Raw genomic sequence first — 25,978 nt, 5'->3', positions numbered from 1 at the left:
AAGTAGTTTCGAGAAATATAGAGTGGAAATTGAAAACTCGACACGTGTTCACCTGTTATGTAGTATAGGTGTTTGTAAACTTCTCATATAGAGTTAAAAGAATATTAAATTAGGGGGACAAATAATGAAAATTTTTACTGATAGTGGCTGTGATCTACCAAAGTCTTACTACGAAGAAAACAATATTGAACTTCTTCCACTACGAGTGCAATTGAACAATAATGAATATGATGATGTCATTTCGATTGATTCCAAAGAAATTTACGACGCTATTCGTCAAGGTGCTCGCCCAAAAACATCCCAAGTATCACCAGAGCTATTTCTCAATCATTTCGAAAATCTAGCGAAAAATGAAGAAGAAGGAATCTATATTGCCTTTTCATCGGAATTATCAGGTACCTATAATACCGCTGTCATGATTCGCAATCAAGTACAGGAGCAATATCCATCCCTTAAATTAGCTATTATCGATTCTAAATGTGCTTCACTAGGTTTCGGCCTAGTAGTCGAAGAAGCCGTTCGCCTTCGAAATACAGGTGCTTCACTGGAAGAAATCGAAGCAAAAATTACAGCTCTTACCCCACAGATGGAGCACTTATTTACGGTGGAAGATTTAGATTACCTTGCTAAAGGTGGTCGTGTATCTAAGGCAAGCGCATTTCTTGGGGGGCTCCTAAGCATAAAACCCATCTTAAATGTAGAGGATGGTAAACTTGTACCGATTGAAAAATCACGCGGACGTAAAAAAGCCATCGCTCGCATGTTAGATTTAATGCAGGCGCGTGGTGAAAATTTCTCTGAAAAAGTTGTTGGTATTAGCCATAGTGATGATGTGGAATTTGCCAACGAAGTAAAGGCTTCTATCCAAGAAAGATTTTCACCAAAAGCTATTCAAGTAACAATGATTGGTTCAGCTATCGGCTCCCACGTAGGACCAGGTACAATTGCCATCTTCTTTACAAATAAAAGCTATCAAGCTTAACAAAAATCCCCCTCCGCACTGAAAAGTGTTGAGGGGATTTTTCATTTTATCCTACTAGGATTAGTTTAGAGCATCTTGCTCTTTACGTCGTACTTTACCTCGTCTAATAATAACAACTACAAATCCTATGAATATTAACCATACTAATCCTAGCGCTACCATATAAGGTACATTTAATCCTTCATCATTTCTAACTTGATAAATCTCTACCATTTCGCGATTTAAAATAACTGGATAAACGTCTTTTTCATTAATACGAACTTTTTCTTCATGTATAATACCGTTTAGCATTTTACCTTCACCAAGCTGAGCAGGTGTTAAATCAACGCGTTGTGTTTCACTAGTATTATTAACCATGATGACCCATTTCTCTTTATCGGACGTACGTGTAAATACAAGTAGGCCATTTTCATTTGTGAGAACTTCAAAATCACCGTCGCGTAATGTCTCAGATTTATTACGTAAAGATTGGACATTTTTAATATAATCGATTAATTCTGTATCAGTTTTAAAGTTATATATTTGGTGCGTAGCTGGCTTTTTTTCACCGTTCATTGCAATTTCTGTACCATATTGTACAACTGGAATTCCTGGCATCATAAATAAAGCACCCATCGCCATTTTCAAACGCGTTGGTGGGAACATATTTTCTGTTGCAGAATCAAATGTAAATCGATGCGTTTCTAACGAATCAATCATAATCTGAGTTGGTTTCTTACCTGTAAAAGGCTCCATCAACTTAGTAGAATCCATATCAACATTTTTAAAGATATTACGGTAAATATCAGCTGAAGCTTTAGAAAAGCTTGCATCAAAGTTTGCATCACTTTCTTCATTTGAAATGACATAGAGTGATTTTTTCGTATCCTTTAATGCTTTAATCACAGCATTGATAAACTCTGTATCAGCACCTGCAATATTTGTTAAACGCACCCCACCAACATCGTATGTAGAGACAAAGTCTGTTGCTGATTTAACAAGTGCGTCTTGTACGTCTTTGTTTGTTAAGTCCCACTGTACTTGTCCATTATTTGTTGAAGCAATCCAGTCCTTTTTCGCTGAATCTTTTGCCCACTCATGATTCGGACTTACATTGTTTAATGGGAAATCAACCATGATCGATACGTTTTTAGCTTTATAGGCCTCAATGACACTTTGAAACTCCTCAGCTGTTCCAAAATGACGCTCAATTGAAGAGTAGCTCGTTGGCATCGATCCATCATATTTCTCAGTGGCAAAAATCGGCCCAATAGAAGCAATTGTAAAGCCCATTTCTCCGATAAATTTTAGTTTATCCTGTAAACCTGCAAAATCGCCTCCTGCAAATTTAGTAGCGTCTTGCGTATTTGTATCAAAATCGTTAGTGCCCGAACCATTAAAGAAACGGTCAACAAGTAAATCATAGATGCTTTCTTCTGCAATCGTTCTTGTCGACGCCTCATCAGCATGTGCAACTGGTGTAGCACTCACTAATGAAGTTGCTAGTAAAAGCGATGCAGCTGTCGCACTTATCCACTTTTTGAATTTCACTTTAATTCCCTCTCTTTCAAACCAATCCTCCGTCATTTTACCAAATAAAATAGTCTCCTCGCTATCATTTCAAAATATTTTCCGAAAATGACAAAATGAATTACGGCAAAAAGGTGTCAACTTCTCCTTCAAATACAATTTATCGACTTGATCGTGGGACCTGAGCAATTTCACCTTCAAAAAAAAGCCGTGAAGCGAGAACTTCACGACTTTTACAAAATTATGCTAAGAAATTAATGTTTAATGGTAGCTTAAATCCTAAGAACAATGTGATAAATAAGAACACCGCAAATAAAATCCAAATCAGACCAGTTGGTTTATTTTTCTTCTGGCGTACTAATACCATTTCCATCATACCAATGACTAAAATACCGAATACAAATTTCAGACCGTATAGCATCGGGTCTCCAGCTTGGTATTTGAAGAATAGTGCTCCACCAGTAATGATAATTAAAATGTAGAATAAACGTAATGTCATATGTAAGCCTTTTGACTGCTTGCCCATTAATGCCGCAATTAAAAAGATTACGATTGCAACTACCCAAGTAGTAATATGCAAATGCGTTTGGCTAGTTAAGAAACTCATTATTGTCCCACCTCATATTCTTTTTTCTATCAAACTCTATCCTACCATGTGATGGAAAGGGTTTCAAACATTACAATAGTGTTCATATAATATACATCAATTTTACCTCGATATCATTGCATCCGGAGGCTTTTGGCCAACAAATGTCTTTTGCGCGAAAGCGAAGCGACAGCAGTACAGATGTTGGTCACTCAGTCGTTACCACAGGACGTGGCATTCTTAAACTGGGTTCCTCTATTTCAACGGATGTTTGGACACCCAAATAAAAAATCCGCGGAGATAAACTCACGCGGATTTGAAAAATTATTCAAAATGATTCACTAAAGTACCGATGCCTTGGATAGATACTTTTACAGTATCACCAGCTTTTAAGAATTGTGGCGGATTCATGCCTTTGCCAACACCCGCTGGAGTCCCTGTTAAAATAACGTCACCTGGCTCTAATGTAACATGCTGAGATAAAATCGATACTAATGATTCTACAGTGAACATCATATCTTTTGTTGAGCCGTTTTGACGTACTTCGTCGTTCACTTTTGTAACGACTGTTAAATCTTGTGGATTCGGAATTTCATCTTTTGTTACAAGGTAAGGTCCAAGTGGACAAGTTCCATCCAAGCTTTTTCCTAAGAAAAATTGCTTATGTTTTTCTTGTAAATCACGAGCTGTTAGATCATTGGCAATCGTATAGCCAAATACATAATCGTATGCTAAGTTTTTCGGAATATTTTTACCACGTTTACCAATGACAACCGCTAATTCGCCTTCATAATCCATTTTAGATGAAAGATCGGCATGAATAGAAATTGTTTGGCCATCAGCAGCAATAGCAGTCGGAGATTTTGTAAATACCATTAAGTCTGTTGGAGCTACTTCTGCACCCATTTCTTTAGCATGTTCATCATAGTTTTTCCCAATACACATAATGTTTTTTGGTGTGCGTGGAATCGGTGATAACCACTCGATCACTGTAAATTCACGTTTGAAACTATTAGCACGGTCTGATTTTTCAGCGGCTTCTACTAATTTACGAATCTGTTCAACAAAATCAAAGCCTAGAGCAATGCCATCTACAATTGAACTTGAAAAAGAAGGGAGAACTTGAAGTTCATTTTGAATAGCGAGTACATCCCATACTGCTTCTTCTTTTTTTACTTTTGGTCCAAAGCTTACATGTCCACCTAATTTAAATGATAAAATTTTCATGATTTTCAGAGCTCCTTCTTTTTTTTACATAATACAACAAAATTATAGAAATTGCCTTACTTTTGCGACAACTTTTTTTATTCATAATAATTTGTAGGCACTTCACCATAACGTGTGGTTGATTTCCGTTCCGACTGGGCGCTTTGTTGCTGCCGCTTCGCTTCCGCACAGAGCATAGCTTCCTGGGGACGTTCGATGAGCCGCTTCGCTTCACTGCAGGGTCTCGGGCCAGCACGATGCTGGTCACGAAGGCGTTATCACAGGACGTGATGGTTTTAGCCTTCGTTCCTCTATCGCTGATCCCCGAGGAAGTACAATCAACTTATATCAATTTCGCCTTGGCGTATTTGCGTCTGGATTTTGAATTGTGCCCCGCACAATTCATTCCTTTAAAAATCCATGACATCCGCCAGAGACTTTATATTCATAATGAAGATAAATAACATACGTTTCAACAAATGCTATCCCAACTTTTGATAATGAGCAAATCGCAAATTAATTATTCTTACTATACAAGACGTATTCATTAACTTTATGTTGCCCTCACATTTAAAATGAACGCTAATTTCCACCGCAGATTGTGCGTTTTTTTGCACGAGAGTCAAGCCCTCAACAATTACCCTACTTTAGTTTTCGCCTTATACGTTAACTTGCGCCATAAAGCCTCTAACGGACCTTGTTGCCATTTCGCTAGCCAAATTTCTGCCACAACCATTTGAACAATAATAATGCTTACCGCAATTAGCACGCCAGTTGCGACGTTTACTTTTCCATACAAGCCAAATCCAAACTGATAAAACAGACATGTTCCAATGACCGATTGAAGTATGTACATCGTAAACGACATACGCCCTATTTTCGCAAAAGGACTAAGTAATTTTGGTACAATTGGAAGTAAACAAAGTAAAACAATGAGTCCCGTATAGCCTACTGCTAAAATTGGACCACCTATATATACTTTCAAGTAGTCTAATAAATACGTACGCGTAAACATGATCGGTGCGCTTTTAATAAAAATACCAATTGCTAACCCAGCCACTGCTAATCCAAACCATAGCCATTTAAGTTCTCTCGCTTGTTCTACTAAACGCCATTTAGAGGAAGCGGCACCAATTAACATAAATGGTAGAATTGTAAATAACGCCACAAACCACATGCCGATCTCTGCCTGAACAGATAAATCAGTTAGACGTTGCATAAATGCATCGACCCAGCTCCCTGTTCCATAAGCTGTTATCGCCTGCTCTACTGAAGTAATATCTAAATACTCATCAATCTTTGTATTAAAATTAATATATCCTACTACAAATAACATAAAAGCTTGCATGACACCGCTAATCATAATGCCAATCGATAATAGCCAAATTGGATGTAGACGTAGTAATAGCACTAAAAAAACGCCGCAAAATGCATACAACATCAAAATGTCGCCCCACCAAATGAGCACAGCATGTAGCAAACCAAATACAAATAATACAGAAAGTCTTCGAAGTCCTATCGCATAAAAATTTTGTTCACGACTTTGTGCTTTCTGCCATTGCATAGCGAGTCCGTAGCCAAATAACATGGCGAACAGTGGATAAAAGCTACTTTGTACATAAATATCTAAATTTTGCTGCCACACTATATCTGACGGTGTTGTAAACCATGATGCCAAATCAATATAGGGCATTGGCAAATAAAAGGCAAACATATTAACGAGTAAAATGCCTAGTAGGCTTATACCACGTAAAATATCTAATGTTGCGATGCGCTCCTGCAACATTGTCGGTTTTAACTCCACAAAAAAGCCTCCTCTATGTATATGGTGAAAACAGGACTTTCTATCACGCATTCCCTTATATGAAACTACCTCAGATAGCCCTGTTTTCACCGCTTTCACTTATGCATGTAAAACCCGTTCAATATCAAATAAATATAAAACCCTATCACTCACTTTAATTTGAAGGATCGATTCAATCGCCTCACTATAAACTCTAAGCTGGACACCATATCGTTCTGTAAGTTCTTTCGTTAGTGCTGGTTCCTCAGCAAAATGTGATTGGATACGATCTGTCTTATAATCAAGCAAAATCCATTCCCCATTTTCATCCTCAAATAAGCAATCAATAATTCCTTGTACAATTTGAGCGTCGCCATCTTCATCTACTCTACTAATCGTAAATGGCAATTCCCTTCGAATTGTTTTTGCTTTTTTAAAGCGTTGTCCAATGTCTGTTGTAAAGAAATTATATATTTTTTTCGACGGAACAACTTTCCTCTCAGCCTCGGTCAGAAGCTGTCTATCCACTAAATTAGTGACAAACTCCTGAACCTCCTGTACGTCCGTAAAGCCGTTTTGAGGGACATGTTGCATAACTGTATGAACCGCTGTCCCTATTTCTGCACCTGTCAGCTGCTTGTCCTGTAAAAAGGTTGGACGGGGTGCAACGGTCGTCGTTTTTTGCTTAGAAGGTGCTGAAAAGTAATACTCAGGCTCTTCCTGTCTCTGAAGATTTTCTAAACGCTTAATTTCACTTACAGATGTTTTTGAACGTTTTTGTGTTGATTTCTGAAACGTATACTGTGCTTGAAACCGCATCGTAATTTCCGACTCCAAAGCTTCGTCCTCGGGCGTTTCTAGCAATTGCTGTACCTCGTCCTCTAACGACTGTATATCATACGCATAATGGCTTGTTTCAATAGCTCGTACCCACCAATGCGATACATCATCTGCTGCCTTATAAGGGGAAGCAGCAATGGCTGAAAAATCTGCATGTCTTGCTACTGCAGGCCCAAGCCAATCAAAGTAACTATTTGCTCTAGCTCGTAAATACTCCTGTAGAGGGGCATCTAGCGGCAAGCTTTGTGCATCCAGCCAATTTTCGCGGGTTTTATCCCAATTTTTTACCGAGCCTACTAAAATAAGTCGCTCCTTTGCACGTGTCATCGCTACGTATAATACACGCATTTCCTCAGCACGCATTTCAAGCTCTTTCTTCTCCTTCAAAGCTAAAAATGGTAGAGATGTATACGTAATACGATTTTCTGGATCAATTGCCTTCACTGCAAGACCAAAATCTTGATCGAATAAATAAGGGTTATGGAAATCCATTTTATTAAACGGTCTCCCCATCCCTGCCACAAATACAACTGGGTACTCCAACCCTTTGGAAGAGTGAATGGTTACAAGGCGAACGACGTCATCCTTTTCTCCAATCGATTTCGCCGCCCCTAAATCATCGCCACGTGTACGCATACGGTCTATAAAACGTAAAAAGCGAAATAGTCCTCGAAAGGCTGTTTTCTCATACATTAAAGCACGGTCGTGTAAAATGCGTAAATTGGCCTGACGCTGCTTCCCATTCGGCATCGCTCCAACCATCTCATAATAATGCGTATCTAAATAAATTTTCCAAATTAAATCTGACAGCGAACCACGTCGCGCTAAATCTCGCCAGTTTTCAAATGCTAGCATAAATCGTTGAAGCTTCACAAAAGTGTCAGACTGCACACCATGCCCCTCACTTCGAATGAATTGCCTTAATGCATCATAAAATGGCGCTTTCGTATCTGCTAGTCGAATTTTTGCTAGCTCATTTTCTGTTAAGCCAACAAATGGAGCACGTAGCACTGAAGCTAAAGGAATATCCTGATATGGATTATCAACAACCTTTAGTACATTCAGCATAATCATCACTTCAAGCGCATCAAAATATCCTTTAGAGGACTCCGCATAGAGCGGGATTCCCGCAAGCTTAAATTCCTCTACTAAATCTGTTGACCATGTCATTGAACGCATTAAAATTACAATATCACTATATTTTAACGGACGTTCTGTCTTCGTTTTTGTATCGAATACGGTTGTCCCGTCTTCCATCATCTGTCGAATACGCTCAATTATAAAACGTGCCTCATACTGTGATTTTTTTAATTCCTCTATTTCAGAAGCGTCGCTTACAGTATCTTCTGCTTCTTCCTCCAACTCCTCTTCCCCGGGAGGATGCATGATGACTAGCTCTACTGGAACTTCTTTGTCATCGTAAGGGGCTGCTGGCTTTAATGAAGCATTTTCATCATAAAGAATTTCTCCAACTCGCTCACCCATAATTTGTGAAAATACATAGTTTGTAGCGTTCAACACTTCTTGTCGACTACGGAAGTTAGCGTTTAAATCTATACGCATCCCCGTCAAATCTGGAGTCTCTAGAAACTCGCTATACTTTCGCATAAAAAGCTTCGGTTCTGCTAAACGGAAACGATAAATACTTTGTTTGACGTCCCCAACCATAAAAAGATTTCCATCTTGTTCACTACCTGTTTTCACAAGCTGCAATATAGTTTCTTGTAACATATTTGTATCTTGATATTCGTCCACAAGCACTTCTTTAAAATGTTGCTTTAAATCTAGAGCAACAGGTGAAGCCTGTAACTCACCTTCGACTTCTACAGTTAAAATTTGCAAGGCGAAATGCTCTAAATCTGAGAAATCAATTATTCCTCGTTCTAATTTTGCGATGCGGAACTGTTCACTAAAAACATTCGTCAATTCGACTAAAGTTCCTATCGTAGGTCCCATTAATCGAATCTCTTCCAGCAATCGTGCAGGAGTCCGAACGAAAAAAGTCTCTTTAAGCTTGTTTACAATTTTTTTAGCTGCCTCACGCTTTTTTTTAGCAAGCTCCTGAAGCTCCACATCTACTAAAGCATCCTTGGATACACGCTTTAACGTTGACCACTTTACCGTAGCAAAATAATCAAAAAGTTCTTGCCACGTTCCTTCACGACTAATGCGAATGCCTTCCTGAATCATAGCAAAATCCATTTCTGCAGTTTCAGCATATGGTCCAGGTCCAGCAGGTTGTAGCGTAATGGCACGCATTTCTGAAATTAATACAAATGCCTCTTCAAGACTATGCTTGACTGTTAATTTCACATATTTTGATAGCTCTAGATCATCAATTGTCACGTCCGCTGCTAAGTCGTATGTCTCTGGTAAACTACGAAGCCATTTTTGAGGCTCTGCATGAACACGGGACGTATCATAAAGCTTGCTTATTAATGTTTCTATTGCCTGATCATCACGATCCGATGTAAAGCTATCAACAAGGCGATAGATTGCTTGAACTTGTGTTTCATCCTCAGAATCATAAGCATCTTCTAATACTTCGGCTAATATATCGTCTCTTAACAAAGCAACCTCTGCCTCACTTGCTATTCGAAAACCTGGATCAATATCTAGCATATAGGCGTACTGCTTCACAATAGCTAAACAGAAAGAATGCAGCGTTGAAATTTGTGCTTTATTGACAAGGCTTAGCTGGCGTCGTAAATGGTTAGAAGTTGGATTTTCTGCAATAGCCTTTTCAAGTGCCTCTGCCATACGGTGACGCATCTCAGCAGCGGATGCATTTGTAAATGTTACGACAAGTAACTCGTCGACATTGATGGGATCCTCTGTCGCCACTACCTTTTCAATCATTCGATTAATGAGAACTGCCGTTTTACCAGAGCCTGCCGCAGCCGATACAAGTGTATCCTGGCCGCTTGCATAGATTGCCTTCCACTGGTCGTCAGTCCATGTCACTTCCGCTGGCTTTTCAGGTATTTTTTGTACCAACTTACTTCATCTCCTTCCGAATTATCTCAACAATATCATTCGGTTTTGCTTGCTGTAACTGACGGTAGCTTTGCTTGCCATCAGATGGGTCAAATTGACAAACAGCTGTAAATTGACAGTAGTCACATGCTGTTTTAGATTTCAGTTTATACGGACTAATGGAAGTATCCCCTGCTAAAATTCCGTTACCAGCCTCTTGATGCTTGCGCCGTACAAAATGCTGTAGATTTTTCATATCATTTACAGGTACAATACGTGACTGAGACTCTGATGGTGTCCCATCTTTTTTCATATAGACAGGAATAATTTTTGAATGCCCACTCGATTCCTCTAATTGCTCGTCCATCGATAAAATGGCCTCTGCATTCTCTGACAAAAGACCTTTCATTTTGTACTCTTTTAAACGGTCTTCCTCAATTTCGCTGTCGCTTAAATCCTTATCAAGCTTTAGCATTGGATTGTGGACATGTACATAAAGAACCCCGGCTGGTTCCGCTTCACCTGGTAGCCAGTAAGAGGAATTTTCCATCGCTACATCTAAATACGTTAGTACCTGAAGTGACAATCCGTAGTAAACCTCATTCAAATCTAAATCACGAGCTGATGATTTATAATCGACAATTCGTAAATAAGAGCGGTCATCAATAGAAGCACTATCCACCCTATCAATACGACCTCGCATTAACATTTTCTTACCACCTGTTAAATCAATTTCAAGCGGTGGAAGCTGTTCATTTTGGCCCGGTCCAAATGATGCCTCAATGGCGATTGGTTTAAAATGAGATACATTTGCATGCTGTGTAAGTGCAGTCATTGTTCGCTCAACAATCCGAATAAGCTTACGTTGAATGTAGCGATAACGCGCGCTTGACAGTAAGATTTGATGTGAAAACACAGGCACAATTTGCTCAACAGCTTGTCGTGCTAATTGTTTAATTTGCTGCTTTGTTAAACGTATCCATGATAGTTGCAAACGATGTGTCTCCTCAGTAATCCATTTCAATGCCTCATGGAATAAATCGCCCATTGCGAATGTTTCTAGCCTGTACTCTGCCCGCTCTTCTAGACGAAGTCCATACGTTGTAAAATGCGAAAATGGGCAACGGAAGTATTTCTCAACACGAGACACACTAGAAGTTAGCTTTTGACCATATAATTCTTGCGTGATGTAGTTCTCTAAAGGCTCTGCCTCATTTTTATGAGTGATTGGATGTAAAACTCGATCATAAACAAGTGCCCAATAAGGGTCCCGTTTATAAAATTTTTGTAATGCTACCCACTCTGGCGCAAGCTCGCGGCTATGTTCAGCTTGGCGTTTTTGCACCATTAAATGTGCTAAAGCTGTCCGAGGATGACGTAGATACGGTAAAGCATTTTCATCCAATAATTCAATTGGATCAATGACCACTCGTTCGACCTTGACACCACTCAAAAGACCAGCCGTTTTATCATTGCCGATAATTTTCTTAATATAGAGTGAAGACAATAGAGCTTTACCCTCTTCATCTGCCGTTGAATAGGACATATATAATTTATCGGATGGCGTCGTTAAAGCACGATATAACAAGAAATTTTCCTGCAGCAATCGATTTTTAGATGTTGGCGCAAGCTCATAACCAATTTGACTAAACCACTCACGCTCAGTATCTGACAGCAATCCTTCGTACTCCATACGAGTTGGATAGACCCCATCATTCATCCCTAAAACAAAAGCGACTTTTATATTCGATAGACGAGCTAAATCAACGGACGCTACCATGACCTCATCTAATGTAGGAGGGATTCGTGAAAATTCTAAAGTGTCAAAGCCCTCATCTAAAATTTTAGCCGCTTCCTCCACGGACATCTCCTGCTCACCAAACATATAAACAAACTGATCGAGCACTGCAATCCATTCTTTCCAAGCTTGATCATGCTCACTTGCAGCTAATACATCACCTCGATCAAGTTCACGGTCTTTCATTGCTTGAAGCTTTTCATAAACATTCAAACTCTCAATCAGCTCAAATAAAGCTGTCGCAACATCTCTGCCTGTTGTCGCCACTTTCAGCTTGTCCTGCAATAATTGGAGCGGTTGACGAACTTCATCACGAACGGCCTCGATTTCTGCTTGCATAGCACGTTCTTCGTCCGTCTGTACGCGTGAATGGAATTCAAGTCCACGATATTTTTTGAAGAACCATCGAGCTTCCTCAAACCAACGCTCACCAAAGATACCCTGTGCTAAACAGTAGTTTTCTAAACGATCCGCCCGCTCGCGCCAAACATTTAACTCAGCATGTAACGGGAAAAATAGATCTGTTTTTACACTCCGAAAAACCGGTTCATATTTCCAATCAGAAGTAATAACCTCTAAAGCCGACCGACTAAGCTCAATTAAAGGATGATGCAGCATCGTCTTTTTCGAATTTGTAAAAATAGGAATTTCATATTGCTGAAAAATAGTTGTAATAAGTGGATCATAAACTTCCGCTTGTCTATAAAGAAGTACGATATCTTGATAACGATATCCCGTCTCCCTTGTCAACTTTGTTATTTCCCGGGCAATGGCATGGATCTCCGCACGTCGATTAGATGCTTCAAGTACCATTACATCACCTGATGTTTCTTTCGTTTGAGGCACCAAATCAGCAAATCTTCTTTCCACATGTTGTAAATCTTCGGATTGAAAACGATGCGTATGATAGAAGTGCAATGGTGCTTCTACCTCAACACCTTCTTCATAGGCAATATCGTGTAAACGTTGGTTCGTAGAAGCGGCTTCATGAAATAAAGATTGCTCATCATACACTTCTTCAATATGGTCAAAGGGAAGAACTACCGTTACCTGCTTCGTCACCTTTAATAACTCTTTTACAAGCTCTAGTTCCCTTACAGTAAATGCTGTAAAACCGTCTATATAAATGGACGCCTGTTTCATCGTCTCAGAGTATTTCAGATGCTCCGTCAAAATCGGATAATACCCCTCACTATCGACATACGTCGTGCCCAATCGTTCCTCCAAAGCTTGTAAAACGACTTGCAAATCATTCGCCTTCGCTTGCAATGTATTAGGCGCATCTATGGCCTTCAAAGATGATGATACTTCTGCTAACACCGAACTATTTACACTATAACGACTAAACTCTCGTAATAGCGTTTCAATTTCTTCCGTAAAGCCTCGTTTCCCAGCTGCTTGTCGAAATAACGAAAACTCACTTTTTTGTTCCTCTAAAAGTTTACGAATCAACATTCGATAGCCATAGCCATTTACTTCTTTTCGAGCAATACCACCCGTTTCCTGTAACACTAACCACGCCAATCGTTTAAATGTCATAACTTGCGCTCGAATTAAACCTTGCAATCCATGCTTATTCGTTAGCTCATACTCTGTTGAGTAAGACATTTGGTCGGGGACAATCACAAAAATTGGATGACCTAACGGATCCGATTTTAGTTGTTCAACAATCTCTTGATGAATAAATGTTGATTTACCTGTTCCTGAACGTCCTGATACGATACGCAATGTCATATACTTTCCCCCTCCTGTTAATGATCTATTAAAAAAGTGATAGTTGTTATGGATCATCTAGGTTTGCTGTTTTACCTGAGCGGTTTTGCTTTACCCCGATCACTTTGCTACTCTAACTAAAATATTTTATCTAAGCGCTACTTAATACTTTTCGCGCATCGCCTACCATTTTGGAAAAATCCATTTCGCCTTGGCGTAATGGAAGTTGTTGTACAAAAAAATATTTACTACATAAAGATAAAAACCCCTTCTCTCATTTTACATGATAAAAGGGGCAAGATGTGCATATTCAACTTTCAACGTTAATGATTTTTCGTCAATTTTCGCGCTTGTTTTAAATCTTTCTCTACACGCGCGTTTAATCGCTTCTCCATGAACTTGCCGATCCACCAAAGCAGGACGATCGCAACTGCCGCAATAATTAGTCTTACAGGGCTTGTTAGGAGCGCTTTTAAATCGTAACCGAGCACGCTCATTGCTAAAATCATAACGAACTTCCCAGCCATTAACACTACAAAATAAAACTTTTTATGCATATGAGATAGACCCGCTACTATGTTTACAATGACTGATGGTGTAAAAGGAAAACAAAGTAAGACGAACAGAGGACTAATGCCATTCATATCTACCCATTTTATTAGCTGCTGTACTTTTTTACTACCTGTGACAAAACGAAGCTTTGGATGCTTGCCAAACTTTCGGACAAGCAAAAATAATGCATATGACCCTGCTACAGACCCTAACCAGGATAATAAAAAACCAAACCATAAACCGAATGCACTCGCATTAGCAACAACGAACACGACCAAAGGTAAAAACGGTAAAAACGCTTCTATAAAAGGTAATAATAAACCAATGATTGGACCGAGCGTTCGGTATTGTGCCGCAATTTGCTCAATATTGTCTACAGTAAACCATTCACTCAAAATCGACACCTCTATTTATATTGCAAAATTAAATGTAAAATCGTTAGCTTTTCCGAAGTATTTTTATACTCATGGGGCTGATGTCCTGAGAATACTAGTGTATCCCCTTCTTCCAGCAATTCATGCATCTCTCCAGCAGAAATAACAGCTTGTCCTTGGATAACAGTTACAGTTTCCTCTACCCCTTCTGTGTGAGCCTCACTCCTGCTAATGGCTCCGGGCTCCATTTCAATCTTATAAAGTTCCCAGCCACGCTCTGGATTATAAGGAATAATGGAATACACACGATATCGACCATCATCTTCATCTACATGTGGCGCATTCTTACTACTATATTTCATGAAGTGTGCTGTCGGTGCTTGTAGTAACGAAGAAAATGAAATGCGCAATCCCGCAGCAATTTTCCAAATCGTTGATACTGTAGGATTTGCCTCTCCCTTTTCAATTTGTGCAAGTTGCGCTTTACTTACACCTGTAGCCTTGGCAACATCGTCTAAGCTTAAATGACGCTGTTGTCGAATCTTTTTTAATTGAAAGGCTAAATTCCGACTCATTTGTTCCATTTTAATTCACCAATTTCTATTGTTTATTTTATCAGACATATGTATACTCTAATAAACATCAAGAACTATCAAACTATTCCATCATTAGTATACATGGAAATTTTTAAGAAAGGACGATCTATTTATGACAAGTACAACCGATTTTCAGAATGAAACGGTAAACACGCCAGACGATAGCTTTTTACAAGGCGTGAAAGATTGTATTCCCACTTTACTCGGTTATATTAGCATAGGACTCGCTTTCGGTGTTGTAGGTTCCGCTTCCGGGTTATCTGTACTCGAAATTGCACTTTTAACTATACTCATTTATGCAGGCTCTGCACAATTTATCTTTTGTGCACTTCTTTTAACAAATAGCCCTGCCTCTGCTATTATTGTAACCATTTTTGTTGTAAATCTACGCCATTTACTAATGAGTTTAACATTAGCCCCTCATTTCACACGCTATTCCATGCTAAGAAATGTTGGTTTCGGCACATTATTAACGGACGAAACATTTGGTGTAGCTGTTACAAAGCAAATGCAAACTGGTAAGCTATACGGCAAATGGATGGATGGGCTGAATATAACTGCCTACTCATTTTGGATTGTTTCTTGTGTAACGGGCGCCTATTTGGGACAATGGGTGGCAAACCCTGAAAAATGGGGCTTAGATTTCGCATTGATCGCTATGTTTGTGGCACTTCTAGTTCTCCAACTTAGCAGTGTAGGCAAAAGTAAAATAATGCATTATCTTATGTTAATCGGCTATATGTTTGTTATTATGTATGGTCTTTCTTATATTGTGCCTTCGCATGTGGCTGTTCTTCTTTCAACAATGATTGTAGCAACTATAGGGGTGGTGACAGATAAATGACGACAACTGCTACTATGGTATGGCTCATCATTGGCTGTGCACTTGTAACCTGGCTACCACGTATTATTCCTTTTATGTTCGTCCGAAGTGTTAAGCTACCAGAGGTTGTATTAAAATGGCTAAGCTTTATCCCAATCTGTATTTTGAGTGCCCTTGTCATCGAAAACTTATTGGATACCGAAAATGGAAAAATTGTTACACTTAATTGGCCTGTATTTATTACATTTGTGCCAACGCTTATGATTGCACTTGTTACCAAAAGTTTATCTATTACAGTTGTAGCAGGGGTTATCATTATGGCAGCTGTAAGATTTTTCATGTAAAAAAGGTCAGTCTTAAAAGTGAGAAAGCTATCACTTCGGACTGACCTTTTATAGTAATATTAAATATGCCTTTTCATAATTACGTCGGAATCGGCTTTGTGCACCATATGACGTGGCGTTCTTAATCTGAGTTCCTCCATTTCAGCTCTGTACCGAAAGTGTAGGTACAGCTGTATGAACAACCGCTGAAAGTAGTTAAAGCGTACCTTTGTTTTTCTTCATTTTACTCGCTAGCCAAAAACCTACTGTTAACGAAAATGCATCGATGACGAATATGATAGACGGCGATGTATAACCTGCATAGACAGATGCCGCCATAAGCGCAATGGCTAATATTAACGCAACATACCGATTATACGTAATTCGAGTAAACAATAATACGAGTAATGCAGGTAAAAATAACGCTAACACCATTTTCCCGAAAACATCCATTATATATCCCTCGGCTCAGCTAGTAATAATCCAATACGATAATGATCATTGCTATATATAACATGCTGTGTTAAGCGTATTTCATTGTTACGATCTACTACTTCTAGACGACAATGTGCAGCATTTAATTGCAAAGCCTCGTATAAATCATTTTCAGTAAAAATGGCCTCACCGTTTACTTTACGAATACATTCCCCTGCTTGTAAGCCCATTTTTTCAGCTGGTGAATCAGGTAAGACAGCCGCAATAATAGCACCCCTTGAACTTGGGGCAACCGCGTAAATATCCGTTTTATCTTGCTGCGCGTAGTAGATTGAAATAATGATACGAATCACTATACCAATTGCTAGCGTTATAAAGCCGATGAATGGCTCCAAGGCAGCTGCAAGTCCACCTATTAAAATTAACTGTCCTAGCATTAGCACTGATCGGCCAATTTTAGGCAATTGCAAAGCCGGTAATTCTTTTCTCGAAAGCTTTGAAAAGCCAATAACGATTGGGAATAGTACAAGTGCAAAGGTACTCTCACCTAATGTGAATTGTGGCCAATATGGGAAATCTACTGGAATAACATCACCAGGTATTACAAAGAAGATTGGTAGTACCCATACATTTCTTGAACGATAGACAATTGCCTGCATACCTCGCTTCGTCTTTTCAACTTGCGGTGTCGTGACCATTGCTGTTCGACGAATTAACATCCCCTCCGCAATCACACATAGACCTGCTAAAATCGTAATCGTTACAATGGAGCCCGCTAATAAATTTTCACCTTCTATAGAGATTTTCCACCAAGAAAATGTCCAATTGAAGTGATACATCAACCATATCGCTAACGTCGCAAACCCCATCGTATAAATAGGTGAAAGGGCATTAACAAAGTACAATATTAGTGCCAATGCAGAAATAGCGATTAACATCATGATAAAAGCTTTTGGCACCGTTAAACCTAAACCAACACTCACAAACGAAATAAGGAGGGCAGATAACCAACCATATTTCCATTGCCCCATTAGCTCTGTCCAACCCCAAATAATACGTCTATTAAAAAATTTACGCTCCTGCTTTACACGCCTATAACCTAATAAAATCGCAAACAAAATTGCGATATACATTAATGGGTTGATTAAAAAGCGGCCAATCGCTGTTACAATTTCTAATAATATATCACTAACCATACGAACACCCGCCGTTTCTTTCTAGAATACTATGAATTTATTGTATCAAACGACTACACTCTTGCGTAGTACAATCTAGTAGAAAGCCTTCTATTCTTATTTTTTTCGTCATTTTGGTGGATGTCCCCATTTTTTATAATAAAAAATGAGGACATGAGACCAACTATCAGTCTATATCCTCAAATCAAACTATCACTATTTTTTATTCTTCAATATTATGCAATAAGAAGCTTGTCGCCATTTGGAACTGTAAATCATTTTGACGATCCTCTTTATATTTTTTCAACGTTTCGTTTAAGCTGTTAAAGAAGGTAGTGTCCATATTAAAATTCCCTTCTGCTTTTTTCAACTTCTTATCGTCTCGATAAAGCTTAACAGCCTCCTCCGTTGATTCATCCAAGTAACCATCTAAACGAGCAATTTTATACCCTAGCATTTTTAAAGCATTTTGCGTATAAGCAACCTCCTCACTCATGTCACCCTCTTTAAACTTTCCTGATAGCGGGTGCATTTGGAAAGCGAATAATTCATTTTGTTCAATCACTAAATTAGCCTCAATACCTTGCTTATGAATCCATTCACGTTTTGGTGTCAACCATTTATTTGTAGACAATTTAAGCTCTCCACCATTTTTCAGTGACCAAGACTCCTGTACCGTCCCTTTTCCGAAACTCTTAACACCAACAAGGGAAGCACGTCCCCACCCTTTTAAAGCGCCACTAAGCACTTCACTTGCAGATGCACTACCCGCATTCTGTAAAACAACAATCGGTATTTTGTACATTGACTGTAAATAATTCTCGTCAAAGCTTTTTGATTCTGTTTTTAATGGTTCCATAGCACCTTCAGCATTTTGCATATAGGCAAACACTTTGCCATTCTCCAACACTGTGCTTAGTAGCGCTGCGACGCTATGTAAATAACCACCTGGATTATCCCGCACATCAATCACTAATCCCTTAATATCTTTTCGTAGCAATTTACTCGTTTCAGCAACCCATTCATTGGCTGTTTTCTCACCAAAAATCGAAATTCCCACATAACCTATCGGCGTATTTTCTACATTTACTACTTCGCTCGTCACTGTTTTATTGGAAATTGCTGCTCGTTCCATCGTCATTTTAATATGTTTATCTTCACTTGGACGATAGACGACAATCGTAACTTTCGTCCCTTTCTCCCCTTGAATTAAATGCATTAATTCACTCATCTTTTTACCTTCCACTCGAGTGCCATCAACTTGTACAATTTCATCGAGAGAGCGCATCCCTGCTTTATCTGCCGGGGACGAACGGACTGGAGACACAACAATAAATTTCCCATTATTTTCAGTTAGCTCAATCCCAATGCCCACTCTTTCCTCAGCTAGCATTTGTCGGTGCTGTTCCGCCTCTTCCTTCGAATAATAGGTACTATAAGGGTCCTTAATAGCATCTGCCATACCACGAAGTGCCCCTTCCACCAACACATCTTTTTTCGTACTGTATACAGATTTTTTCTCAATTAAATTCATCGCTTCATTAATCGAATCAACCTCTGTAACGACCGGTTCCTTCTCATTCCCTAAATTAAACCAGTCAAAATAAATGCCACTCCCTAACAATAGACTACTAGCAAGTACGCCAACACCCGCCATCATTTTGCGCAAACCTTCCCTCCTCCGTCTCTTCTACTGTATGAATTTTATTTTTCAAACATACAAGATTAAGTTTCAAAATACTTTGTTGAATCCTATGATTTATGTTTCGCTAGTATTCTATTGGGTATCGCAGGCTTTCTATTTCGTAGCGTGGGTATTCTATTTCGGATCGTGGGGATTTTCATATTCTAGTGTAAATGTTCTATTGCGAATCGTGGGGATTTTCATATTCTAGCGTAAGTGTTCTATTGCGAACCGTGGGGATTTTCATATTCTAGTGTAAATGTTCTATTGCGAATCGTGGGGATTTTCATATTCTAGCGTAAGTGTTCTATTGCGAACCGTGGGGATTTTCATATTCTAGCGTAAGTGTTCTATTGCGAACCGTGGGGATTTTCATATTCTAGCGTAAGTGTTCTATTGCGAACCGTGGGGATTTTCATATTCTAGCGTAAGTGTTCTATTGCGAACCGTGGGGATTTTCATATTCTAGCGCGGGTGTTGTTTCGCTGTTCGCGGGTATTTTACTCCCTTCCGCGGGTATTCTTCCCCCAGTCGCGGGTATTTACCTTCCTTCCGCGGATATCCTCTCCTCATTCGCGGGTATTTAATAAACAAGGAAATATTCGCAAAAAAATCTGCTTCGTTTCTTCTGGCAAACGAGCAGATTCTTTTCAAATTTTTTTGCTTAGTCCATTGCATCTACATAGCTTTTTAACATTTCCGCATTCATCGGTCCTCTAATAGCACGTTGAATATATCCATTTGAATCAATAAAATAGGTTGTGGGAATCGTTATTACTTGGTAGTCTAAGCCGGCTGAGTTTTTCGGGTCGAGTAAAATAGGGAATGTTAAATCGAAACTTTCTCTAAATGTCATGACAGAATCAATTTTTTCGTCCTCTGTAACGTCTCGTTCAGCCTTTGTTAAATTGACAGCTATTATTTCTACATTATCTTTTTTAGCATTTTGTTCGTAATAATTTTGCATATGTGGCATTTCTGCCTTACATGGTGGACACCATGTTGCCCAAAAGTTTAGCACGACTTTTTTTCCACGAAGCTCACTTAACGTCACATCTTCGCCATCCAAACTTGTTAAAGTAAAATCCGGTGGTGTATCTCCATTTTTTAAACCAATTTTTCGCTCGTCCATTTCTTTCCCTAGAGAAGCAGTTTCAATTTCACGATCTTTATCAATCTGCTGTCTAACATATGTACCAATCATCGCGACTACTAATAACACGACGATAAGTAGTCCAATATTTTTTTTCATTCCATACCTCCAAATGATTTAGTTACGCCAGTAAGACGCTGAACCCCTATACCTATTATAAATAATATGACGCTCACCCCTATAGCCGGTTGCCATAAACCAAGCGGCTGAAAGAAAGCCACAATTATAAGACCAAACGTATATAAAAATAATGCACGATTGATAGCGGTTATTTTCCATAATATGAAGACTGTTAGTATGCTTAGCACAAATAAAGTAATCACTTCGCTATTGGTTGGATTATCATTTAGTAACACCACAAGGCATTGATAGGTCGATTGCGTTAAAATGATTGCCCAGCTACAAGCAGCAATTCCAGTTTCGTCAAAATGGATTTTTTGGCGACTCCACCAAAGCTGTAGTGATACTGCCATAACTCCTAAAAAGACACCGATTGTTCCACCATTGAAATAAAGGAGCGCAAACGGCTGAGCAATAACCGCTTTAAAATCAGTGACGATTACACTAAATTTCCAAACGAGAATAAAGGTAAAAACCGCGTCTCCATATACCCCCGCCCATTTCTTCTGAAATTGTACCTGTAAAACGATCCACACAATGAAAAATGCCACAAGCAGAGCGACGGCAGTTGCTGGTAATGTTAATGTCCGGATAGAGAACCATTCTGTATTATTCACCTAAATAAATCCCCCCCAAAAAAGATAGCTTCAGCATAGCATATATTCTTTATATGAACTGTCATTTCACAGTGTGTTCAAAAAATCTCCCCGAAACATGAAAAAAATAGCCTTTTGCTGAACAATTTTATTGAAATACCCATTAAGGTATTCATATTATAAATATATTATATAAAATGGTGCTACACTAGGAAAAGGCTTCTACATAACGCTAGGTCTTAATAAGAATGTGAACGGCAAACAAAAAAGCTATACATTAGAAGAACTCTAATGTATAGCTTTCAATATGTTTATACCGGAATATATTTTAATGGATTCACACTTCCGGCTTTTTGTCCTCGCCAAGCGCCGATGTGCACTTCAAAGTGTAAGTGAGGTCCTGTTACACGTCCAGTCATACCCATTGTTCCTATTTGCTGACCCTGGGATACTTCTGAACCAACACTAACATTGAAAGAATTTAAGTGTGCATATACTGTCGTATGGATTTCGCCATTGATAGAATGCGTAATGATAACAACATTACCATACGAGCTAAGTGGCGCAGCGTAAGAAACAACACCGTCAGCAGCTGCCCAAATTGGAGTGCCTGTGCTATTTGCAAGATCGACCCCATAGTGGAATTCCGGGCCTGCGCCAATATTACGCCATCCATAAGGTGATGTTAAACGACCATTTGTTGGCTTAATCCATGTACCATTCGATGGTGGCGCTTCGACTGTTGAAGACCCTCCACCACTATTATTGCTTGAATTACTTGAATTAGATGCTTTTGCTGCGGCTGCGGCTGCAGCAGCTGCTTTACGTTTCGCTTCTTGTTGACGAGCAATTTCAGCTAATCGATTTTGCTCAGTAATGATTTTTTGTTGTAAATCCTCACTAATCTCAAGAGCCTCAGAATACTCTTTCTCAAGCAATACTTTTTCAGTCTTCAGCTTTGCTTGTTCTTTTTCTAATTCATCAATTAATTTGTTTTTCTCAGTTTTTTGTCCGTTTAATGATGCTTTTAAACGATCAAGCTCAGCTTTTTTATCTTCAAGTTTTTGGCGTTTGCTTTCTAAAACTTGCTTTTGTTCCTCTAGCTTTTGCTTATCCTCTTTTTGATCTTGGATAATTTGACGATCCGCTTCTAGTAAAGCATTAACAGCAGAGAATCGATCGATAAAATCTACGAAGCTATTAGAACTAAGTAGTACATCTAAATAGCTAACGGAACCACCCGCCTGAATGGCACGAGCACGATCCTCTAACAATAAGTCACGTTCTTCAATTTTACGTAGCAGCTCAGCTATATCATCTTCTAAAGACTTTATTTCTTTATTTGTAGATTGAATTTCTGCTAATACATTTTTAATATTACTATTCGTTTTATCAATTTCAGCATTTAATGTTTGAATTTGATCTAATATTTTTTGTTGCTTGTCTTTATTTACATTAATAGCATTTGATTTATTTTGGATGGATGTATTTAAGCCATCTTTCTTAGATTCAATTTGTCTTTTTTCATCTTTTAAATCCGATAAACTATTTGCATAAGCTGATGGAGTTTGGATAAAAAGACATAGTGCAGATGCTGCAGCAAGTGTTTTCATTAAGTTTTTCGCCATACTTTTCACCGGTTGAACTCCTTTTCGACTATTAATTTTGGTTGATGCTTGTCCTGCATCACAAAGCTAAATTTTTAAAAACTTACGTACTGACATGAAACTTCCCCAAATACCGATTAGCACACCGATCAGTAATAGTAGCGCACTTACTTGGTACACAAGCGGTGAGAAATCAAGTACTTGAACAAGTTCGCCTTTTAATCGAGGCGCAATAATTTTATATACATTGTGGTAAAGAGTTGCGATGACCGCAATCGGAATAATAGAACCTAAAATTCCGAGCCACATTCCTTCTAATAAAAATGGGATACGCACGAATGAATTCGTTGCTCCTACAAGTTTCATAATCTCTATTTCATCTCGACGCGCGATAATGGTAATTCGAATCGTATTAGAAATTAAGAAAATTGCTGTAAATAATAATCCTAAAATAAGCACAATCCCAACGTTACGGCTAATATTCAAGAAGTTAAACAGCTTTTCTACTTTGCCTTCACCATACATAACGTCATATGTATAATTAAATTTTTCAATTGTTTTAGCAACTTTAGCTGTTTGCTGAGGATCTGAAGCCTTCACATAAATAACATTACGTAATGGGTTACTTTGCTCAAATAGTTTAAAATCGTCCCCAAAATCTTTTACTAATTTAGTTAATTCATTTTCTCTTGTCGAATAAGTACTCTCAGCGACATCGGGCAGTTTCTCAATTTTTTCCATAAGCGCTTTTTCATCAGCTTTACCTGCTGTTTCATCAATTAACACTTTAATTTCAACATCGTTTTCTAAATCAGATGCTACTTTATTTAAATTCATCATAATAAGCGCAAAGACGCCTACTAATATTAATGTAACTGTAACTGCACTTACGGAAGCAATAGTCATCCAGCTATTACGGCCAAGAGACTTTATACTTTCTCTGAAGTGACGTTTTAACGTATTAATTTTCATAGCCGTAGTCACCTCCGTGCTCATCACGGACAATCATTCCGCCTTCTACTGCAATTACTCGACGACGAATCGTATTTACGATTTCACGGTTATGTGTTGCCATTACTATAGTTGTACCTCTTGCATTAATTTCTTCAAATAAATTCATAATTTCCCAAGATGTTTCAGGGTCAAGATTTCCAGTAGGTTCATCTGCAATAACGACCTTCGGCACATTTACAATTGATCGTGCAATCGAAACACGCTGCTGTTCGCCACCTGACAGTTCATTAGGGAACATTCTTACCTTTTGCTTCAGTCCTACAAGCTCTAAAACCTCCATCACTCGGCGGCGAATTTCTGCTGGTTCTTCCTCGATTACCTCTAGAGCAAACGCTACGTTTTCATAAACATTCAAACGAGGTAAAAGTTTAAAATCTTGGAAAACCACTCCGATTTGACGTCGTAAATAAGGTACTTTTTTATTTTTCAAGGAAGCTAAATCTATACCATTAACAGTGATATCTCCCGAAGTGGCTTTTTCCTCGCGATACATTAATTTAATGAATGTAGATTTACCTGCTCCACTTGGACCTACAACGTAGACAAATTCACCTTGCTTTATGTTAACGGAAATTCCATTTGTCGCAACAACACCATTTGGGTACTTCTTTGTCACATTTTTCATTTCTATCATATTTAAACCACCTAAATCTCTTACTATGTAAGAGGTATTTCGTTACCTATTATAACACTCAATTTCTACCTTTATTATTACAGTTTCATTTCATTCCGTGGTAGTTCCTGTTATTTCGTTATCTGATTGCCATAAATGTGTTAAAACCTCGACAAACAAAATAACAGAAATCGAGCCCATTAGAGGAAAATCGATTTCTGCTTTTCTAAAGTTTTTAAGCAAAAAAAAAGCATTCAAACTATGTTAGTATACATAGCCTGAATGCTTTTTTTAGTTAAACAGTTTGCTCGTCAGTCGTTGTATAGCGTACTAAAACTGCACCTGTTTTAGACTCACCTTCGATAAATAGACGATTAGCATTCTCTACTTCTTTATCGAAACGTACGACTTTTGATAAAAATTGATCTTGTGATTCAATTTTTGAAGCATCTTGAATACCTACATCTACTTTACCAAAATTCGTAACAATTTTACCGCTTAACGAGATTGTACGTGGCACATACAATTCAACAGCTCCTGCGACTGTTTGTGCTTTTATTTTCGATGAATTAGTAGAGCAAGTTGTGACCACAACATGTCCATTAACCGATTTTGCTTCAACTTCATCCAATGCGCCATCTAAATAAACACGGCCATTCAATGTTTCAGCCTCTAGATCTTTACCACGAACATTTGTTAGTTCAATGGAACCATTAGAAGAATCCACTTCTGCCTTTCCAAAGTTAAACTTAGAGCCTTTAATCGCACCGTTTAATGTCTTTACTTTTAAATGCTCGAAATCCGTATCTTGTAAAGTAACATTTCCGTTCATTAAGCGTACTGATAATTTTTCTAATTTATCCTTTGGAACAAGGACTTTCACATTTACTTGCACAAGCTTAAGCTGACTTAAGATTCGTAATGAATCTCCATCTTCCTTGACAACGAATTGCTCTAGGAAATTAGCACGTGTTTCCTCTTCACTATCATTAACAAGAGGTGCCTTTACCTTGCAAACGACTTGGAAGCTATCTCCTTCAGCGGTTTCTAATGAAAAATTGCCATTCGGTAATTCAGCAATTATTTTATCTACATGTTCAGCTGTAACTTCTTCCGTATGTGAAAACTCAAATTTATCACCAAATGGAGAAGTTACATCAAATTCTTTGACCTTTTTAACTGCCGTATTCATCATATCCATAAAAAGTGAACCAATTTGTGATAAATCTTTACGGAAGTCCTTCATTTCTTCTTGGAAATATTTAGGGAAGTCTTCATCTTTTTGCGATTGTTCACTCTTATGACTTTCATCTTTAAATACTGACTCTTTTTCTGTTTGGGAATGCTGGCCCTCATTTGACACATCATTCATAACATTTTGAGTGGACTTGCTAGGTTGCTCTAATGCTTCTAATAATGTAATCGCCTCTTGCGCTGAAATTGTTCCTTTTTCCACAAGTTCTAAAATTCGTTGACGTTCATTTTGCATAATTAAAATTAGCCTCCCTCAGTTCGTTATA

Annotated in this window: 21 protein-coding genes; 4 read left to right on the top strand and 17 right to left on the bottom strand. The window is 38.5% G+C overall.

The genetic code is table 11. The features are described 5' to 3' along the window. The first annotated feature begins 124 nt into the window (after window positions 1-124). Window positions 125-982: a DegV family protein gene (locus tag AC3WSO_RS04515; protein WP_349659105.1), complete on the top strand. Its 858-nt coding sequence runs from the start codon at window positions 125-127 to the stop codon at window positions 980-982. A gap of 60 nt (window positions 983-1,042) precedes the next feature. On the opposite strand, the gene AC3WSO_RS04510 is transcribed toward AC3WSO_RS04515, so the two are convergent. From AC3WSO_RS04510 to AC3WSO_RS04500, 3 genes are all read right to left on the bottom strand, one after another. Next, window positions 1,043-2,512, bottom strand: coding sequence for an alpha-amylase family glycosyl hydrolase (locus AC3WSO_RS04510; protein WP_492529082.1), 1,470 nt, complete (start codon window positions 2,510-2,512; stop codon window positions 1,043-1,045). Window positions 2,513-2,732: 220 nt separating this feature from the next. Beyond that, window positions 2,733-3,098, bottom strand: coding sequence for a YisL family protein (locus AC3WSO_RS04505; protein ID WP_492529080.1), 366 nt, complete (start codon window positions 3,096-3,098; stop codon window positions 2,733-2,735). A gap of 303 nt (window positions 3,099-3,401) precedes the next feature. Beyond that, on the bottom strand, window positions 3,402-4,304 hold the full coding sequence (locus AC3WSO_RS04500) for a fumarylacetoacetate hydrolase family protein (protein WP_492529078.1): 903 nt from the start codon (window positions 4,302-4,304) through the stop codon (window positions 3,402-3,404). 146 nt (window positions 4,305-4,450) lie between these two features. On the opposite strand from AC3WSO_RS04500, the gene AC3WSO_RS04495 reads away from it, so the two are divergent. Continuing rightward, window positions 4,451-4,747, top strand: a complete 297-nt coding sequence (locus AC3WSO_RS04495) for a hypothetical protein (RefSeq protein ID WP_492529076.1) — start codon at window positions 4,451-4,453, stop codon at window positions 4,745-4,747. A gap of 173 nt (window positions 4,748-4,920) precedes the next feature. On the opposite strand, the gene AC3WSO_RS04490 is transcribed toward AC3WSO_RS04495, so the two are convergent. The 5 genes from AC3WSO_RS04490 to AC3WSO_RS04470 form a co-directional block, all read right to left on the bottom strand. Then, window positions 4,921-6,087 (bottom strand): DUF418 domain-containing protein, encoded by a 1,167-nt coding sequence (locus AC3WSO_RS04490; RefSeq protein WP_492529074.1) that lies wholly within the window; start codon window positions 6,085-6,087, stop codon window positions 4,921-4,923. Between the two features lie 99 nt (window positions 6,088-6,186). Continuing rightward, a complete protein-coding gene (gene addA / locus AC3WSO_RS04485; RefSeq protein WP_492529072.1) occupies window positions 6,187-9,903 on the bottom strand; it encodes a helicase-exonuclease AddAB subunit AddA in 3,717 nt (1,238 codons plus the stop codon). 1 nt (window position 9,904) lies between these two features. Then, on the bottom strand, window positions 9,905-13,414 hold the full coding sequence (gene addB, locus AC3WSO_RS04480) for a helicase-exonuclease AddAB subunit AddB (protein WP_492529070.1): 3,510 nt from the start codon (window positions 13,412-13,414) through the stop codon (window positions 9,905-9,907). A gap of 302 nt (window positions 13,415-13,716) precedes the next feature. After that, the gene (locus AC3WSO_RS04475; RefSeq protein ID WP_492529068.1) at window positions 13,717-14,340 is read right to left on the bottom strand and encodes a TVP38/TMEM64 family protein; all 624 of its coding nucleotides are present in this window, start codon (window positions 14,338-14,340) and stop codon (window positions 13,717-13,719) included. An 11-nt stretch (window positions 14,341-14,351) separates the two neighbouring features. Further along, complete coding sequence (locus AC3WSO_RS04470; RefSeq protein ID WP_492529066.1) at window positions 14,352-14,903, bottom strand: helix-turn-helix domain-containing protein; 552 nt, start codon at window positions 14,901-14,903, stop codon at window positions 14,352-14,354. Between the two features lie 124 nt (window positions 14,904-15,027). Between AC3WSO_RS04470 and AC3WSO_RS04465 the strand changes: the two genes are divergently transcribed. Further along, window positions 15,028-15,759: an AzlC family ABC transporter permease gene (locus AC3WSO_RS04465; protein ID WP_492529064.1), complete on the top strand. Its 732-nt coding sequence runs from the start codon at window positions 15,028-15,030 to the stop codon at window positions 15,757-15,759. Then, window positions 15,756-16,082, top strand: a complete 327-nt coding sequence (locus tag AC3WSO_RS04460; RefSeq protein WP_492529062.1) for an AzlD domain-containing protein — start codon at window positions 15,756-15,758, stop codon at window positions 16,080-16,082. Before AC3WSO_RS04465 ends, AC3WSO_RS04460 begins: the two co-directional genes overlap by 4 nt. 195 nt (window positions 16,083-16,277) lie before the next feature. Here AC3WSO_RS04460 and AC3WSO_RS04455 read toward each other — a convergent pair whose 3' ends face one another. The 9 genes from AC3WSO_RS04455 to AC3WSO_RS04415 form a co-directional block, all read right to left on the bottom strand. Next, window positions 16,278-16,514 (bottom strand): DUF2198 family protein, encoded by a 237-nt coding sequence (locus AC3WSO_RS04455; RefSeq protein ID WP_492529060.1) that lies wholly within the window; start codon window positions 16,512-16,514, stop codon window positions 16,278-16,280. Continuing rightward, entirely contained in the window at window positions 16,514-17,692 is a 1,179-nt protein-coding gene (locus tag AC3WSO_RS04450) for a PDZ domain-containing protein (RefSeq protein ID WP_492529058.1), read from the bottom strand. Before AC3WSO_RS04450 ends, AC3WSO_RS04455 begins: the two co-directional genes overlap by 1 nt. 202 nt (window positions 17,693-17,894) lie before the next feature. Further along, window positions 17,895-19,340 carry a S41 family peptidase gene (locus tag AC3WSO_RS04445; RefSeq protein ID WP_492529056.1) on the bottom strand — a complete coding sequence of 482 codons (1,446 nt, stop codon included), beginning with the start codon at window positions 19,338-19,340 and terminating at the stop codon, window positions 17,895-17,897. Between the two features lie 679 nt (window positions 19,341-20,019). Beyond that, a complete protein-coding gene (locus AC3WSO_RS04440) occupies window positions 20,020-20,607 on the bottom strand; it encodes a peroxiredoxin family protein (protein WP_492529054.1) in 588 nt (195 codons plus the stop codon). After that, window positions 20,604-21,245: a hypothetical protein gene (locus tag AC3WSO_RS04435; protein ID WP_492529052.1), complete on the bottom strand. Its 642-nt coding sequence runs from the start codon at window positions 21,243-21,245 to the stop codon at window positions 20,604-20,606. Before AC3WSO_RS04435 ends, AC3WSO_RS04440 begins: the two co-directional genes overlap by 4 nt. Before the next feature lie 290 nt (window positions 21,246-21,535). Continuing rightward, on the bottom strand, window positions 21,536-22,861 hold the full coding sequence (locus tag AC3WSO_RS04430) for a murein hydrolase activator EnvC family protein (protein WP_492529050.1): 1,326 nt from the start codon (window positions 22,859-22,861) through the stop codon (window positions 21,536-21,538). Between the two features lie 57 nt (window positions 22,862-22,918). Continuing rightward, window positions 22,919-23,803 carry a permease-like cell division protein FtsX gene (ftsX, locus tag AC3WSO_RS04425; RefSeq protein ID WP_492529048.1) on the bottom strand — a complete coding sequence of 295 codons (885 nt, stop codon included), beginning with the start codon at window positions 23,801-23,803 and terminating at the stop codon, window positions 22,919-22,921. Further along, window positions 23,793-24,479: a cell division ATP-binding protein FtsE gene (gene ftsE, locus AC3WSO_RS04420; protein ID WP_492529046.1), complete on the bottom strand. Its 687-nt coding sequence runs from the start codon at window positions 24,477-24,479 to the stop codon at window positions 23,793-23,795. The genes ftsX and ftsE overlap by 11 nt, the downstream gene beginning before the upstream one ends. Before the next feature lie 274 nt (window positions 24,480-24,753). Beyond that, window positions 24,754-25,947, bottom strand: a complete 1,194-nt coding sequence (locus AC3WSO_RS04415) for a DUF4097 family beta strand repeat-containing protein (protein WP_492529044.1) — start codon at window positions 25,945-25,947, stop codon at window positions 24,754-24,756. Window positions 25,948-25,978 lie beyond the last annotated feature (31 nt).

The organism is Lysinibacillus sp. EB106-09-02-XG168, assembly GCF_058791475.1.
The sequence above is the reverse complement of the archived record's forward strand: the minus strand, read 5'-3'. Positions and strand labels throughout refer to the sequence as shown.